Genomic DNA, 14,815 nt, shown 5'->3' with positions numbered 1-14,815 from the left:
TTTCAGCGAGGACGGCGAAGCATGTAACCGACCCCACGCACCGTATGCAGCAGTCGTGGCTCGGCGCGGTCCACCTTTCGACGCAAATACGACACGTAGGATTCGACGACCCCGGCGTCTCCGGCGTAGTCGGGACTCCAGACATGCTCGAGGATCTGCCCCCTGCTCAAGACCTTTCCCGCATTGAGCATGAGGTAGCGCAGCAGCTTGAACTCGGTCGGTGAAAGCGCAACCGGCTCGCCGCCCTTGCGGACCTCATGGCTCGACTCGTCGAGCTCCAAGTCCGCAAATAACAGCCGCTCCGAGGCTCCCGAACCTCCCCATATCCCGGACCGACGCAGCAGCGCCCGAATACGTGCGATCACCTCCTCGAGGCTGAACGGCTTCGTCACGTAGTCGTCGCCACCGAGAGCGAGTCCGGCGATCTTGTCGGCGGTGTCGTGCCGAGCCGTCAGGAAGATGACGGGGGCGAGCACGCCGTCGGCGCGCAGGCGCTCCACCAGTTCGAAGCCTGTCAGGTCCGGCATCATCACGTCGAGCAGCAGGAGGTCCGGTCGAAAACTCCGGACGGTGGTGAGCGCCTCCGATCCGCCCGGCGCCGTCTCCACGGTGAAGCCGGCGAACCGCAAACTCGCCGACAGCAGTTCCAGGATGTTCGGCTCGTCGTCCACGACAAGCAGGCGCGGTCCGTCGCTCGCTGTCACCAACCACCACTCCTCGCAGGCTCTGCTCAACCGTCGATCAAGCCGAAGGCTGGCACGGCTGGACGCCGACAAGCTGGGAGAGAGCTGGCAAGAGCCTGTGAACCCGGCCGGCGCCCAGAAGTGCGGAGCGCACGTCGTCGTGCGGTCGCGGAGCCTGCGACCAGCCGGCTATCGGGCGGTCACGCTGGTCGCCATGATGCTGCCGTCGGGACCTTTGCTTCCGACGACGGACACCGACGTGCCTACGGCGAGGCTGCCCAACCCCCTGGTGGTGACGGACGCGCTGTCCGACACGGACACCGTGACTGCCGCCCCGGCGTCATCGGTGAGCGCCAGGGTGTTGCCGTCGATCGATCGGATGGTCCCCGTCGCGGTCGGTGGCGCGGCCCCCGGACCTGCCGCTCCAGGCGCGGCCGGCGTCCCGTTCGCGGGGCTGGCGCCGAGGCCCGTCGGTGGAGCTCCCTGACCGCTTCGGCGGGCGCCCGCACCCGCGGCTGCCCCCACCTGCGGCGCGCCGGCTGCGGGAGCGGCGCCGACGCTCTGCTCCGCCAGCGCGCCGCCGGCAAACCCGAGCACGACCAGCAGGGCGGCGACCAGCACAATGGTGAACCTGCTGGTCCGCTTGGGTTTGTCCCAACCCTGCTCGAAGAGGCCCTCGTCGGGGGGCTCCTCCGCCTGGCGCTCGGTGTCCGCCGGCGGGACGGCCGGTATCGCGTCGGTGACAGGTTCAGCGCTTGAAGCCGGCGTGGACACGACAGACATCGCCACGGTCTCGTCGGCAGGCGAAACTGCAGGGCTCTGCGGGCCCGACTCGTCGGGGAGAGTAATCATTCGAGCAGCTCCGGTCACGATCTCGATAAATGGGTCACGAGGGCGCAGTCATTCGTAACGCAGCGCTTCGATCGGGCGCAGCGATGCAGCTTTGTTCGCCGGGTACAGACCGAAGAACAGCCCGATCGCCACCGACACCAGGAAAGCGAGGACCACCGAGAAGGGCGCGACGACGAGCTGGAACCCGGCGATCGAGAGCGAGCCGACACCGACTCCGATGACGATGCCGATGAGGCCGCCCGAGACCGAGAGAATCAACGCCTCCAGCAGGAACTGCCCAACGATGTCGGGCTTCTGCGCCCCGATTGCCTTTCGGATGCCGATTTCTCGGGTCCGCTCGGTGACCGACACGAGCATGATGTTCATGACGCCGATCCCGCCGACCAGCAATGAGATCCCTGCTACTGCGCCGAGCAGCAACGTGAAGATCGACGTGATCGAAGAGACCGCCTGCAGGATCGATGTCGCGCTCGAGATCGAGAAGTCCTCGCGGCCGGTGCTCGTGCCGTGGCGGGTGTTCAGGATCGCCGTGACCTCGCTCGTCGCCGCCGGCACGGCTTCGGCGGTCACGGCTTTCACCGAGATGCTGTTGAGCGGCCCGTAGCCGGTGAGCGTGTCCTGCACCGAGGTCATCGGCGCGATCACTCGATCGTCCTGGTCCTGCGGGCCGCTGGCACCCTTGGCCGTGAGGACGCCGATCACCTGGAAGGCCACCCCGTTGAACTGCACCATCTGGCCGACGAGTGCCAGCCCGTCACCGCCGATGAGAGCGGTGGCGACGGTAGCCCCCACCAGCGCCACCCGGTTGCGCTCGGTGTAGTCGGTGTCGGTGTACGGCGCGCCGGCCTGCACCGTGTCGTCGTTGTTGACGAGGTAGCTCGGGGACGTGCCGGTGAACGTGCCGACTGCGTGGGACGCGCCCGCGTAGGTGACGGTCACCGAGGTCGCAGACACGACGGGAGCCACCGACAGCACGCTCGGGGCAAGCTCCGGGTCCACGAGCGCCTGGGCGTCCTCGAGGGTCAGCTGTGCCTGCCGGATCTCGGTACTGTTGTCGGCTGCTGCCGGTGGCGCAGCCGAGCCGCCGGGCGCCCTTCCACCCGCTCCTCCCCCGCCACCCAGTACCCCCGCGCCACCCGGCACTCCCGCGCCACCCGGCACTCCTCCGCCGGCCCGGGCCACTCCGCCCCCCGCAGCACCGCCGCCAAATGCCCCGCCACCACCGCCCCCACCACCCGTTCGGCCGCTCGTACCCGCCGAGGTGGAGGGGCTGATCCTGAGGGTGTTGCTGCCCAGCGAGCTGATCGACGACGTCGTGGCGGCGCTCGCCCCGGTACCCGCCGCGACGAGGATGATGACCGCGGCGACGCCGATGATGATCCCCGACATCGTCAGCGCCGACCGCATCCGGTTCGCGAGCACCCCGGTGACCGCGAACTGCAGGCTCTGCCGCAGGTTCACGACGCGGCCGCCCCGCTCGCCCGCGCGGCGAGCCGCTGTGGCGGCGGGCCGAGTACCGGAGCAACGCGCTCGTCGGACAAGATCCGGCCGTCCTGCATCCGGAGTACGCGTTTGGCGTGGTGGGCCACCTCCTCCTCATGGGTGATCACCACAACCGTCCGGCCTGCCGCGTTCAGGTCGTCGAACAGGGCGAGCACCTCGGCCGTGCTGCGGCTGTCGAGGGCCCCGGTCGGTTCGTCGGCCAGCAACAGGACGGGGTTCGTGACGATCGCACGGGCGATCGCCACACGCTGCTGCTGTCCGCCGGACAGCTGCGACGGTCGGTGATCGGTACGTTCGGCCAGTCCGACCTGCTCCAGCGCGAGCAACGCCCGGCGTCGTCGATCAGCTGCCCGTACCCCGGCGTAGGCCATGGGCAACTCGACATTGCTCACCGCGGGCGTGCGCGGGATCAGGTTGAACGACTGAAAGATGAACCCGATCTTCCGGTTCCGGATCAGGGCCTGCTGCCGTTCGTCGAGCCGCCGGGTGTCCACCCCGTCGAGCACGTAGCGGCCATGTGTCGGGGAGTCGAGGCAACCGATGATGTTCATCAGGGTGGACTTTCCGGAGCCCGACGTGCCCATGACGGCGACATAGTCGCCGCGCTCCACGACGAGGTCGACTCCGTCGACGGCGCGCACGATCGTGTCCTCGTCGCCGTAGAGCTTGGAGACCGACCGCAGCTCGATGACCGGCCGGGTCACCTCCCACCGGTCCCGGGGAAGCCGGCGCCGGCGCCAGTCGTCGGCGTCGCCGACGGCAGCACCAGCTCATCGCCCTCGGCCACGCCGCTGGTGATCTCGGTCGTCGAGGTACCGGAGACCCCGATCTGCACGGGGACGACTGTGTTCACCCCGTTCCGGCGAACCGTGACGGTGTGCCCGGCGCCGGTCGTGGTGACCGCCTGTGTCGGCGCCATCAGGACGTTGTCGGCCGTCCCGGTGGTGATCGAGAGGCTCGCCGTGGAGCCCACGCCGACGCCGGGCGGCGCTGTGTCCAGGGAGATCGTGACCGGGTAGAGCACAACGTTGTTCGTCACGGTGCTCTGCGGCGTGATCTGGGTGACCGACCCCGTTGTGCTGGTGCTCGTTCCGGGGAAGGTGATCGTCGCCTGCTGGCCGAGTTGGAGCCTCGCCGCGTCCGCCTCGGGGATGTTCGCCGTCACCGAGAGCGCGGTGAGATTGGCAATGACAACGAACCCGTCGCCTGCTGAGGTCGCCGACGCAGCGGCGGCCGTGCTGGAACTCGCGCCGCCCGAGGTGGACGTGGCCGAGCTGCCGGCGCTGCTCGCGCTCGACCCGCTGCTGGACTCGCCGACCTTGCCATTGACCGCCAGCACGACTCCGGCCTGAGGCGCCCGGAGCTCCGTCTGCTCGACGCCGAGGCGGGCCGTGTCGAGCGAGACCCGTGCGCTGTCCGCGCTGGCCTGGGCCTGAGCGATCTGGTCGGGGGTCTGTGGGTGGAGGTTCGCCTCGGCGGCGAGTTGGGCCGCGGTGAGGTTGCCCTGGGCGGTGGTGACGGCCTGCTTGTTGTTCGCGATGGTCGTCTCACCGGCCAACAGGGTCGCCGACCGCGTTTGCTCCGCCGTCGTGACGGCCTGGTCGTCGTGGTCGAGCGTCGCGTTCTGCGTCTGCTTGGCCGTGGTGACAGCCTGCTGGTCGGCCTGCAGCACGGAGGATCGCGTGTTCTTCGCGTTCTGGGTGGCCTGCTTGGCCGATGTGCAACCGGACGCGGAGCTGTCGGTTTCACACGCTGTCTTCTCGTTGGCTTGGGCCTGACTCACCAGGGAGTTCTGAGTGGTCGTGTCAGTCGCGAGCTTCTTCTCGGCGTTGGTGACCGCAGTGCCGGTCGACTTCTGGTCATTGGCTTTCTGTGTCTTCGCGCTGTCGATCGCGGTCTGCGTGGACGCCTTGTCGTTCTCGAGCTGCTTCTCCGACGCCGTCACCGCGGCCTGAGCGTTGTCGACGGCCTGCTGGGCCTGGGTGATCGCGAGCTGGTCCTGCTGCTTCTGCACGTCCGTCGGCCCGGCCTGCGCCTGCGCCAGAGCGGCTTGGGCGCTGTCGAGCTGGGCCTGGGCGGTCCGCTGGGCCGCCTCGGCGCTGGACTTGTCGATCGTGGCCAGCACCTCGCCGACCGTGACCGTGTCCCCTGCCTTGACGTTCACGGCGGTGACGGTGCCGGAGGACTGGAAGCTCACTGGTGTGCTGAGCGAGGACTCGGCGTTGCCGCTGCCCGTGACGGCTGCCGTCACGTTCCCGCGGGTCACCGCAGCAGTGCGGACGGTCGGTACCGGCGTACCCGGGTTCCGGATCACCAGGACCGCGGCCACGATCGCGAGTATCAGCAGCAGGAGCAGCCCGAGGTTCAGCCACCGCGTGCGCGGCGGCATGGCGATGAACCTCGCCCGCAGGCGTGCCCGCCGTGACCGCGCCGGCGGTATGCCGGGCTTCGAGGGGCGGCGCGCGAGTATCGAGCTCATGGGGCGGCGCCCACCTTCCGCAGCGCGCACATCGGCATGACGTCCTTTCATCACGACCCGCACCCAACGGGACAAACGCCCCGTCGGGGTTCCTGGCAATTCCCTCAAAGAAAGCTGTGGGAATGCTGTGAGAATGCCCATTCCGCACCGCCGGAATGCGGACCTTAGCGGGCGACAGAATGGGAGGAGGCGAGGGGGTCGGCAATGTCTGGCGCGGCCCGCGTTCCGCCGGAGGACGCCGGTGACCAGGCCGACCACCGCTGCAGTGCGGCCCAAGAGGCCGTTTTCGCTCGCGCGGTGCCCAACCAGCTGCGTGCGCCGATGCTCTCCGACGGGCCTACCGTCAGACCAGCTCCGCCAGGTCCCGGAATTCACCGGGCAACTGGGCCAGCACATGGTCGAACTGCTCGTCGCCGAGTTCCTGGTGCAGCGTGGTGAACACCGCGCGGACGCCGTCGGTCGCCTCCGGGACGGTCAGCCCGGTGTGCGCGCTGACGCGGCGGATGAACTCGTCGAGCCCGAACTTCTCGGCGGCGCGGGTTCCGCTGCCGAGGGACTCGCTCAACCCCTCGGGCAGCCGCCGCGCGAGGTGACGCGTCTCGCCTGCGCTGAGCCGCTCGGCCAAGGCCGCCAGAGTCGCCCTGGTCAGATCCGCCGCTTCCTCGCGCGACAGACCCGATCGCTCCGCCACGGTCCGGATGAATTCCCTGTCCTCCACGCCGGTCCTCCTCTGTGCTGGCGCCGCAGGGGCTTCCTGCCTGCGCCGCATGGGGATTACCGATTTGCAGTACGACAACCCGTCCAATTGCCGGCCGGGCCAGCCGCCCGGCCAGACCGTTCTTCGCCGACCACGAGGCCACGGTCGAGCGGGAGAACCCGGTGGTCGTGCTGCGCCGAGCCGAATGACCAGTCGGCGACCCCTCCGGGCGCCGCAGGCTCTGCACACATATACGCGTCCACCCACTCGCCGGCCGGCCGTGAGGTGCACGTCAGGGCTGTTGGATCTTGGTTGGATCGCTCTGATGTCCATCTCGCGGCGGCGCCCGGTGCGCCGGTGTGTGCAGAGCCTGGAGCGGGCGGGGGCGGGCCGGACGTGGCCTCAGGCTCTGCACACACATACGCGTCCACCCCGCTCGCCGGCCGACCATCTTCGCTGCGATCAGGGCGCGATGTCGAGAGCCGCCAGCCGTTGCGGGTCGGCCAGGATGTCGATCTCGACGATCAGGCCGCCCGCGACCGTGAACCCCAGCACCGCCGTCGGTCGGCCGTCGATCGTGGAAACGATGCCGGGGCCGCCGTTGACCACCGCGAACCGCGAGCGGAGCCCGGCTGCCCGGTACATCGTCGCCTGCCCGGCAACCTCGGCCGCGCCCCGCACGAGCTTCGAGCCGGCGCCGCCGGTGTCGACGCGCAGCACAGCGTCCGGGTGCAGGAGCGCGACCAGCCCCGCGAAGTCACCGCCGCGTGCGGCCGCGAGCCAGGCGTCGACGATCTCGCGCTGCCGGGCGCGATCGGGCTGCCCGGCGGGCGTTGCGCCCTGGACCCGGCGCCGGGCCCGGCTGGCCAGCTGCCGTGCCGCGGCCGGGGTCCGCCGCACCATCGGGGCGATCTCCTCGAACGGCACCGCGAACATGTCGTGCAGCACGAACGCGAGCCGCTCCAGAGGGTCGAGCGCCTCCAGCACGACCAGCAACGCGAGGCCCACGGAGTCGGCGAGGACGCCCTGCTCAGCCGGGTCGACCCCATCGCCGGACTCCACGACCGGGTCGGGCACCCGCACGTCCAGCGGGTCCTCGCGCCGCGTCGCCCGCGAGCGCAGCATGTTGAGGCACTGCCGCGAGACGATCGTCGTGAGCCAGCCGCCGACGTTCTCCACGTCGTCGCCCGACGCGCGCGAGACCCGCAACCAGGTCTCCTGCACCGCGTCCTCGGCCTCGGCGTCCGAGCCGAGCATCCGGTAGGCCACTGCCCGCAGGCGGGGTCGGTGCTCCTCGAACTGCGCCGCCCAGAATTCCTCGTCCTGCACTGTCACATCCTCTCGATCCGGCGGGTCACCCCTATGACCCGCCCGGACGGGCGGACGTGACAGCAGGAGGAAATGATGCAGGCTCGGATGACCCACCCCGTGAAGGTGCTGCCGGACGCGATGAAGGCGATGCTCGCGCTGAGCAAGGCCGCGCAGTCGGGCACCGTTCCCGAGACGACCCACAAGCTGATCCACCTGCGGGTGAGCCAGATCAACGGCTGCAGCCTGTGCGTGGACATGCACGCGAGAGAGCTCAAGGACGCCGGTGAGAAGGACGAGCGGATCTGGGGCGTCGGCGCGTGGCGGGAGTCGCCGTACTTCAGCGACGCCGAACGCGCCGCGCTCGCGCTCGCCGAGTGCGTGACCCGGCTCGCGGACCGGCCCGACGCCGTCCCCGACGCCGTCTGGGACGACGCTGCCGACCACTACGACGAGACGGAGCTCTCGTCGCTGCTGGTGTCGATCGCGGCGATCAACGTCTGGAACCGGCTCAACGCCGCGACCCGGCAGCCGGCCGGCTCTGCCTGGTGAGACGGGGTGAGGCTTCGTGTCCCGCGGACCGTGGATCGCGATCGTCGATCCACGTCCACGCGACACGGCCTGAAGCCTTGGGGTCGAGACTCAGCTCGTGCCCAGCCCCGCCGAGGTCGACGGGCTGCACGGCGCCATCCACTGGCTCGCAGCGCGTCGTTTGGCCTGGTCGTGGGCTACACCTGCGTCGCTGCGGGAGCCGACGTCGAGGCCGCCGAGCGCTCGGCATGCCAGCCGCGGCCTGACCAGTCGGCGGACCGGCGCCGGATATGCGAAAACACCCCCGCTCGCCGGGGGCGCCGGTTAGCGGGGGTGTGCCCGAGGCCCCACCGGGGGGTTAGGGGGGTCTACCCTGGTATGTCGTCTTTGCCGAGTCAGACCGTTACACGCCAGATCGGGCTCCGGCTCCCACTACAGCATCCCGATCCACGCGAACACCGTGCCGATGAGGGCTGCGTGCACCAGGCGGCTCGTCCCCGAGGCCTAGCCTCCACGCGCCGTCGAACGCGCGCGCGGCGGGGGAGGCTCGACGTCGAGGGCGGCCCGTCGGGCCTTCGCGGACTTCACCACGAGCAGCGCAGCGAATCGCCCTCGACGTCGAGTGCGGCCGTGCGAGGCTCAGGGGCCGAAATGCCCCGCCGAAGGCAGACCACCAGCGCTTCCACCGCCCGCGCAGCCCTGCGCCCACCACCCCCCACCGGGAGCGGGCGAGGTCAGCAGACCTCGCATGGATCTCATAGGTCGCCAGCGGTGCTGCGCTCCAGCCCTGAGCCCGCGCCACCTTCGGTGGTCCTCGCCGCCCTGCGCAGGTGCGCAAGCCGCCGAGGCGGTTGCGATCTTAAAAGTTGCGGGTATCTGAACCCGGGTCGGCCGCGGAGATGCGGCGACGGGCGGTGTGCAGGTGGCGGGCGATCTCGCCCGTGATGCGGTCGGCGTCGGCTGACCGGCGGGCTGCGCATTCGGCCGCGGGCAGCGCACCGTAGTGGATCGTCAGGCCCTCGAGGGCGTCGAGCAGGTCGGCGATCGCAGCCGACCGTGCAGCGGTTCGGGTGGGTGCTTCGATGCTCACTGTGCCGTTGATACCCGGCCGCGGCGGTGCAGACGCTGCGCCCCAGGGACGTTCTGGTTAATTGGTCGTGGCGCCGGCGTGCTGATGGGCCCACCTCCCCGTCGGCCTGGCCGCCCGCGGCCTGGATCTGCCGGACGGCCGCGGCCAGTCGCTGCTCCGCGATGGCCTGCGCGTGATCCCCGGGCTCGGGCTCGCCGTCCTGCACCGTCGTCGTCCTCGCCGCTGCTACCTGCTCGGGCGCAACCGTGCTGCCCATGAACGCGAACGCCTGGCCCTTCGGCCGCCAACCGTCTCGGGGCCCGCGACACGAGCCCCGACCCGCGACGTCACACCGTCCCGGCGCAGGCAGGGACCCGGAGGTTCGAAGTCCGCGTGGCCCGGTGCCGGGTCAGATGGTGCCGCGGGCCAGGAGGTAGCGGAGCTCGGCCTCGGACGCCCGCTCGTACTCGGCCGGGGTCAGATACACCGTGCGTGTGCCGTCGCTGACCCGGACGAAATCCCCGCGGGCCCCGGGCGGCGCCGGGGCGCCCATCGGATTCTGCAGCAGCCGCTGAACTTGTATCCGATCACCCATCAGCACCACCCACTCGAATTCCAAGCAGCCGCGCCTGCGCCGACACCCGCGCCGCCTCCCCCAGCACCGCCGCCGAGCGCGGGACAAACAAGGCAGCGTCCTGGCGGGCCTGCGGCAGGTGCCATTGCTGCCCGAGCTGGCTGCTCACTAACCGCCCCACCGGGCTCGCCGGCTGCGCCCGGCCACGAAGCCCACGCGCCCCCGGCACCACGTCGTCACCGCGCTCGTTAACGGTACCCGACAATTCTGTGACATATACCCCACGACCGCACCAACAGCTAGGAAACAACCAGCCGCCGGTGCCGGCCAAACACACCCCGCAACAATCCAAATGCGGACGATTCAGTCAAATACGCACGGCCCGGGTGGGACACGGCGTCGCGCATCCGGCGGCGCACCCACCGCCTACACGGCCGACTCACTCACGTCGATCCGCCCGCCCGGCAACTCCAAGATCAAGTCATCCGCCCGGCGAACCAGCAGCACGCGCCCCCGGGTGAGCCGCTGGGGCGCCGGGCCGGTGGTCCCGACAGGTCGACCTGTGGGGCGCCATATCACGTCCCTGGGACCAGGCTTGGGGAATGGCCCCTCTGAACAATTGCATCTGCACCCCCGGACCGGGGCGGAGCACTGGCCGGCCGGCGGCCCGGCGAGGCGTCCGTTTGGCGGATCTCGGCGAGACGGGCCTCGCCACGGCGGTGTGCATGCAGACGAGAGAGCAGCAACAAGCCCGGCGAGTGAGCAGTGAGTGTAGGAGGACACCGATGTCAATGTTGAGGTTCGATCCGTTCGCGGGCGTTGATCGGTTGACACAGCAGATGATGCGGGAGAGGCAGGAACCCCGGCCGATTCCGATGTCGGCCGTCCGCAGGGGCGATCAGGTCGTCGCCTACTTCGACCTGTCGGGCGTCAGCCCCGAGGACTTCGAGATCACGGTCGAGCGCAACGTCGCCACAATCCGCGCGGAACGGCGTCCCGCCCACCAGGAGGGCGACGAGGTGATCATCGATGAGCGGCCTTACGGGATCTTCACCCGGCAGGTGTTCCTCGCCGACAGCCTGGATCCGGACAGGATGACCGCGGAATATGACCGCGGCGAGCTGTGCCTCACCATCCCGGTGTCCGAGAAGGCCAAGCCTCGGCGAATCGAACTCCAAAGCCGTGACCAGGAACCGCAGCAAGTGGCGGCGAGGACCACCGAAGGTGGCGCAGGTTCGACGAGATGACTCGAACTTGCGGCGGCGGCCGGGCCAAGACCGCGCCGCTGCTTCGACTTGGCCGACCTCGCCCTGGCCATCCTGAACGACGCTCGGAGCCCCCGGAGACGGCTCGCTGCTGCAGCGGCTGAGAGACACGACCCGCCGGCCCTGCACGAGCCATTGCTCGTCGAACTCCGCGACGCTGGCGAGGCAGACCCCGCTGCGGCGAATGGGATGTCAGTCGCGGAGGTGGTGTGCGAGGAAGATGTCCTGCCACCGGCGCCGCGATGCGGATCGCGGTCGGGGGGCCGCTGTTGGCCGCGGGGTTACGGCCTGCGGCCGATGCCCCCGTGCGGTACGGGGTGCTGCTGACCAGCGAAGATAGGGATTGTTGAAGTCTCTATCGCTGCCAGTCAAAAGCACCTTCCAGGCCGGGCAATGGGTCTTCCTTTCGTCCAGAACCTGCGTCGCGATCACTACGAGCTCGGCCTCCCCGACTGACTGCCGGCGGGTCTGCTGCGCCGCCGCTCGCCGCGACACCCGCAGGCCTGCCTCGGTCGCGGGGCACCCGGTGGAGATGCTGGGCTCGACCGGGACCGCGCCGGGGGGCAAAACCCGGCGATCCGGCTGGTCCTCAGCTGTCCTGAACCGTCGTCCGCCGTAGGCGTCGGCCGGGTCCGTTCGTGCTCAGGAAACGAGGCCAAGGCGCAGGCCGTGCGCCACGGCGTGAGCGCGGCAGCCGGCTCCCAGCTTCCGGAACAGCCGCCGGGCGTGTGTCTTGACGGTGTCCTCCGACAGATGCAACTCCCGCGCGATCTCACCGTTGCTCAAACCTCGGGTCATACCGCGCAGCACCTGAAGCTCACGCTCGGTCAGCTTGATCCCATCCGCCCCGGCGCGATTTGCCGCACCGCCTGCAGTTTGCGGCTGCAACCATCCCGACGTCGCCGACTCCCCACCGTCCAGGCGCTGACCATCCCACCGCACATATCCCCGGGCACCTGCTGCGACGGCCGCCGCCACGACCGACGCGCAATCCGGCCGGCCGAACAAAACCGCATCAGCCCGCGGAAAAGCAGCCAGCAACTGCCGGACGATCAGCTCGGCGCGATGACGCCGCTGCAGTTCAGGACGCGGCGGCGGCAGCACCGGCATCGGATCCAGAAGCCCGGCGGAGCGGACACCGATCATCACCAACCGGCCAGGTCGCCGCGAGTACCGTTCCAACAGATCATCCCCGTCGGCCACGCACTCGATCTGCAGCACTCCCGCCACCGCGGACATCGCTCGTGTCATGCTTTCCCGAGCAGCCCGGCGATCATCACAGATGAGGATCGAACCCATGGAGCCGTTGCCTCCCACTACTTCTTCCCTAAGCCAGCTGTACTAGGTGTTTCGTTCCATCAACGAGCTGCGACCCGGCACGTCAGCAATCCGAAGCTACAACCGACCAAAGGTGTGACCGAAGTAAACTGCGACCGAGGACTCGTGACAGCCAGTCACAGAATCGCAGAGCCTGCGTCTCACGCACGGATGGGCGATGCGATGAGAGAGATCTTCTCCGGTCACGGCCAAGCGACTCAGCAGTCTTTGGTGCCACCCTGCCAAAAACCGATGCCGTCCCACGGCCGGACGCACACCGACGCCGATACAGGAGCCGGGCTTGATCGAGAAGGTACCGGGACGACGTCGCACACGAACGGCGAGTCGGCGACCATCCGGCGTCACTCCGGCTGGGCGACGACGACCTCCTGGCCCTTCTCGAGCCCGGAGATGACCTGGGTGACGCTGTCGCCCGCGAGGCCGAGTTCAACCTGCACCTGCCGGTGCGCCCCGTCCCGGTCCACCACGGTGACCACCCCGGTCTGGCCGCTCTGCAGGAGCGCCGCGTTGGGCACCACGAGTACGTCGTCGCGCTTGTCGACCACGACCTGGACCGCCGCGGTCTGGCCGTCCTCCAGTCGCGGATCGAGCTCGTCGAGGACGATCGTCGCGTCGTAGCTCATCACGCCCTGGATGTCTCTCCCGGTTGGCGCGATGCTGATGACGGTGCCGACCCGGACGAGATCGGGCACGGCGTCGAAAGTCACCTCGACCTGCTGGTGCAGCTCGAGGCGGGCGGCGTCGGCCTCCGCGAACGGGGCGACCATCTGGAACGTGTTGACGTTGTCGAGCACGATGAACGCCGATCCCCCTGGCCCGCCGCCGGCGCCGCCCCCGGACTCGGCGCTGGACACGCCCGTGTTCGTGTCGGGCAGCGGGACAGTGCCGCCCGGCGCGAGCGCGGTGGTGCCCGAACCGGCGCCGATGAGCTCGCCGACCACGCCGTTGATGGTCGCGACCTTGCCCCCGACGGGGCTGCGGAGGACGGTCTCGTCTCGCGCCCGCTGAGCGCGGTCCACTTCGGCCTGCATCTGGCCGACGACCGCCGCCCGCTCGTCGATGATGCGCGGACGCTCACCCCGGACGGCCTCGGCCTCGTTCTCCGCGGCCCCCAGGTCGCGCCGCGCGTTCGCGATGGCGAGCTCGTGCTGGGTGTGGTCGACGCGTTCCTTCTCCCCCGCCTGGGCCAGCGCGGCCTTGCTGGCGCGGACCTGGCGCTCGGCCGCCTGCACCTCGGGGTCCGACTCGTCCGTGCGCTCGCACCTGGCGGACGCGGGAACGACGACGCCCCAGTCCCCGGCCCCGGCCTCGCCCTCGCGCCCGGCCCCGCGCGAGGTGTCGTCGTCGCAGTGGTCCGCGCCGGCCTTCGCCTCCTCGAGGATCTCCTCGTCGAGCCCGAGCCGGCGCTCGGCCTCGTGGACGGCCGACGCGTTCGCTTTGTCGATCGCCTCCGCCCGCTCCTCGGTGGCGCGGAGCACCCTCCTGGCGTGTTCCACGTCGTCCGCGACAGCGTCCACGTGGTGACCCTCGCGGGCGCGGGCGAGCGCGGCCTGCTCCCCCGCCAGCTGCCCGATGGCCGACTCCAGCTCCTGGAAGGCGTCGAAGTCGTCGATCCGGGCCAGGACCTGCCCGGGCTCGACCTGCTGTCCGACGGTCACGTTCAGCTCGACGAGCTTGCCGGCGTCGACGAGGCCGAGCTTCTGCTCGCTGATCGCCCGCAACGACCCGGTCGCGGTGACCGTGGACGTCACGCTGGTGCGGGTCACCTGCACCGTCAGCAGCGCGGGCTCCTCGACGGTGCACGCGGCGAGCAGCATGACCACCGGCAGCGTGAGCACGCCCACCCGTCGAGACGCGGCGACCGCGCGCCGTGCGCCCGACGCGGACGGGCCCCGCAGCTGGATGGTCGCACGGGGCGTCGTACGGCTTTTCGTCATTCGTACCTCAACGCTTCGATGGGCGGAGCCGAGCGGCGCGATTCGCGGGGTATGCGCCGAAGAACCCGCCGATGCCGAGACTCACCGTGAAAGCGACGATCACCGATCCGGCGGAGAGCCGGGGTGGTGCGAAATTCCCGAACGCGGTGCTGAATTGCTCGCCGAGCAGGGACAGACCGGCGCCGATCGGAACGCCGACCAGGCCGCCGAATCCGCACAGCATGATGGATTCGAGAGGAACTGTTTGAGGATCGCCTTGCGGCGGTTCCCGGTCGGCTCGTCGGCCAGCAGCATCGTCGGGCGGGTGACCAGCGCGCCGGCTATGGCGACCCGCTGCTGCTGTCCACCCGAGAGCTGGCTGGGCAAGTGGTGCGCCCGAGCGGCGATGCCGACCTGCCCGAGCGCGAGGAGTGCGCGCGAGCAGCGCCCGCGCTGCCGCCCGTACGGCAGCGGCAGTTCTACGTTGGCGAGCGCCGTCGTCCTTGGCAGCAGGTTGTGGCACTGGGAGACCAGGCCGATCTTGCGGCACCTCCGAGTCGCCCATGCGGTATCTCTTCACGACTCCATCGAGCCTGATCA

General features: G+C 70.0%; 13 protein-coding genes and 1 pseudogene. 2 read left to right on the top strand and 12 right to left on the bottom strand.

Annotated features, from left to right (window positions below; genetic code table 11):
* Nucleotides 1–2: 2 nt before the first annotated feature.
* From ABD143_RS33020 to ABD143_RS32990, 7 genes are all read right to left on the bottom strand, one after another.
* Complete coding sequence (locus tag ABD143_RS33020) at nucleotides 3–704, bottom strand: response regulator transcription factor (protein ID WP_343985933.1); 702 nt, start codon at nucleotides 702–704, stop codon at nucleotides 3–5.
* A gap of 168 nt (nucleotides 705–872) precedes the next feature.
* Nucleotides 873–1,535, bottom strand: a complete 663-nt coding sequence (locus ABD143_RS33015) for a hypothetical protein (RefSeq protein WP_343985930.1) — start codon at nucleotides 1,533–1,535, stop codon at nucleotides 873–875.
* 48 nt (nucleotides 1,536–1,583) lie between these two features.
* On the bottom strand, nucleotides 1,584–2,996 hold the full coding sequence (locus tag ABD143_RS33010) for an ABC transporter permease (protein WP_343985927.1): 1,413 nt from the start codon (nucleotides 2,994–2,996) through the stop codon (nucleotides 1,584–1,586).
* Nucleotides 2,993–3,742 carry an ABC transporter ATP-binding protein gene (locus ABD143_RS33005; RefSeq protein ID WP_343985924.1) on the bottom strand — a complete coding sequence of 250 codons (750 nt, stop codon included), beginning with the start codon at nucleotides 3,740–3,742 and terminating at the stop codon, nucleotides 2,993–2,995. The genes ABD143_RS33010 and ABD143_RS33005 overlap by 4 nt, the downstream gene beginning before the upstream one ends.
* Complete coding sequence (locus ABD143_RS33000) at nucleotides 3,739–5,658, bottom strand: HlyD family efflux transporter periplasmic adaptor subunit (protein WP_343985921.1); 1,920 nt, start codon at nucleotides 5,656–5,658, stop codon at nucleotides 3,739–3,741. Before ABD143_RS33000 ends, ABD143_RS33005 begins: the two co-directional genes overlap by 4 nt.
* 202 nt (nucleotides 5,659–5,860) lie before the next feature.
* Nucleotides 5,861–6,235 (bottom strand): DUF2267 domain-containing protein, encoded by a 375-nt coding sequence (locus tag ABD143_RS32995; RefSeq protein WP_343985918.1) that lies wholly within the window; start codon nucleotides 6,233–6,235, stop codon nucleotides 5,861–5,863.
* A gap of 441 nt (nucleotides 6,236–6,676) precedes the next feature.
* On the bottom strand, nucleotides 6,677–7,543 hold the full coding sequence (locus ABD143_RS32990; protein ID WP_343985915.1) for a sigma-70 family RNA polymerase sigma factor: 867 nt from the start codon (nucleotides 7,541–7,543) through the stop codon (nucleotides 6,677–6,679).
* A 75-nt stretch (nucleotides 7,544–7,618) separates the two neighbouring features.
* Here ABD143_RS32990 and ABD143_RS32985 point away from each other — a divergent pair, with 75 nt between their 5' ends.
* Nucleotides 7,619–8,074 (top strand): carboxymuconolactone decarboxylase family protein, encoded by a 456-nt coding sequence (locus tag ABD143_RS32985; protein WP_343985912.1) that lies wholly within the window; start codon nucleotides 7,619–7,621, stop codon nucleotides 8,072–8,074.
* 838 nt (nucleotides 8,075–8,912) lie between these two features.
* Here the strand turns inward: ABD143_RS32985 and ABD143_RS32980 are convergent.
* Together ABD143_RS32980 and ABD143_RS32975 are read right to left on the bottom strand one after the other, a co-directional pair.
* Nucleotides 8,913–9,143 carry a hypothetical protein gene (locus ABD143_RS32980; protein ID WP_343985910.1) on the bottom strand — a complete coding sequence of 77 codons (231 nt, stop codon included), beginning with the start codon at nucleotides 9,141–9,143 and terminating at the stop codon, nucleotides 8,913–8,915.
* 388 nt (nucleotides 9,144–9,531) lie between these two features.
* Nucleotides 9,532–9,741 carry a hypothetical protein gene (locus tag ABD143_RS32975; RefSeq protein WP_343985907.1) on the bottom strand — a complete coding sequence of 70 codons (210 nt, stop codon included), beginning with the start codon at nucleotides 9,739–9,741 and terminating at the stop codon, nucleotides 9,532–9,534.
* Nucleotides 9,742–10,379: 638 nt separating this feature from the next.
* Between ABD143_RS32975 and ABD143_RS32970 the strand changes: the two genes are divergently transcribed.
* A complete protein-coding gene (locus tag ABD143_RS32970; protein WP_343985904.1) occupies nucleotides 10,380–10,943 on the top strand; it encodes an Hsp20/alpha crystallin family protein in 564 nt (187 codons plus the stop codon).
* A 660-nt stretch (nucleotides 10,944–11,603) separates the two neighbouring features.
* On the opposite strand, the gene ABD143_RS32965 is transcribed toward ABD143_RS32970, so the two are convergent.
* The 3 genes and pseudogenes from ABD143_RS32965 to ABD143_RS32955 form a co-directional block, all read right to left on the bottom strand.
* A complete protein-coding gene (locus ABD143_RS32965) occupies nucleotides 11,604–12,260 on the bottom strand; it encodes a LuxR C-terminal-related transcriptional regulator (protein ID WP_343985900.1) in 657 nt (218 codons plus the stop codon).
* A gap of 380 nt (nucleotides 12,261–12,640) precedes the next feature.
* Nucleotides 12,641–14,236 (bottom strand): efflux RND transporter periplasmic adaptor subunit, encoded by a 1,596-nt coding sequence (locus tag ABD143_RS32960; RefSeq protein WP_343985897.1) that lies wholly within the window; start codon nucleotides 14,234–14,236, stop codon nucleotides 12,641–12,643.
* A 264-nt stretch (nucleotides 14,237–14,500) separates the two neighbouring features.
* Nucleotides 14,501–14,767: pseudogene (locus tag ABD143_RS32955) on the bottom strand (ATP-binding cassette domain-containing protein); the annotation flags it as partial.
* Between the last annotated feature and the right edge of the window lie 48 nt (nucleotides 14,768–14,815).

Source organism: Pseudonocardia aurantiaca (genome assembly GCF_039526725.1).
GTDB classification, from domain to species: domain Bacteria; phylum Actinomycetota; class Actinomycetes; order Mycobacteriales; family Pseudonocardiaceae; genus Pseudonocardia; species Pseudonocardia aurantiaca.
The sequence above is the reverse complement of the archived record's forward strand: the minus strand, read 5'-3'. Positions and strand labels throughout refer to the sequence as shown.

Bases quoted from the DNA above. Each gene is read 5' to 3' on its own strand.
- ABD143_RS33015 (WP_343985930.1), bottom strand. From the start codon at position 1,535: ATGATTACTCTCCCCGACGAGTCGGGCCCGCAGAGCCCTGCAGTTTCG.
- ABD143_RS33000 (WP_343985921.1), bottom strand. From the start codon at position 5,658: ATGGGCATTCTCACAGCATTCCCACAGCTTTCTTTGAGGGAATTGCCA.
- ABD143_RS32985 (WP_343985912.1), top strand. From the start codon at position 7,619: ATGCAGGCTCGGATGACCCACCCCGTGAAGGTGCTGCCGGACGCGATG.
- ABD143_RS32965 (WP_343985900.1), bottom strand. From the start codon at position 12,260: ATGGGTTCGATCCTCATCTGTGATGATCGCCGGGCTGCTCGGGAAAGC.
- ABD143_RS32960 (WP_343985897.1), bottom strand. From the start codon at position 14,236: ATGACGAAAAGCCGTACGACGCCCCGTGCGACCATCCAGCTGCGGGGC.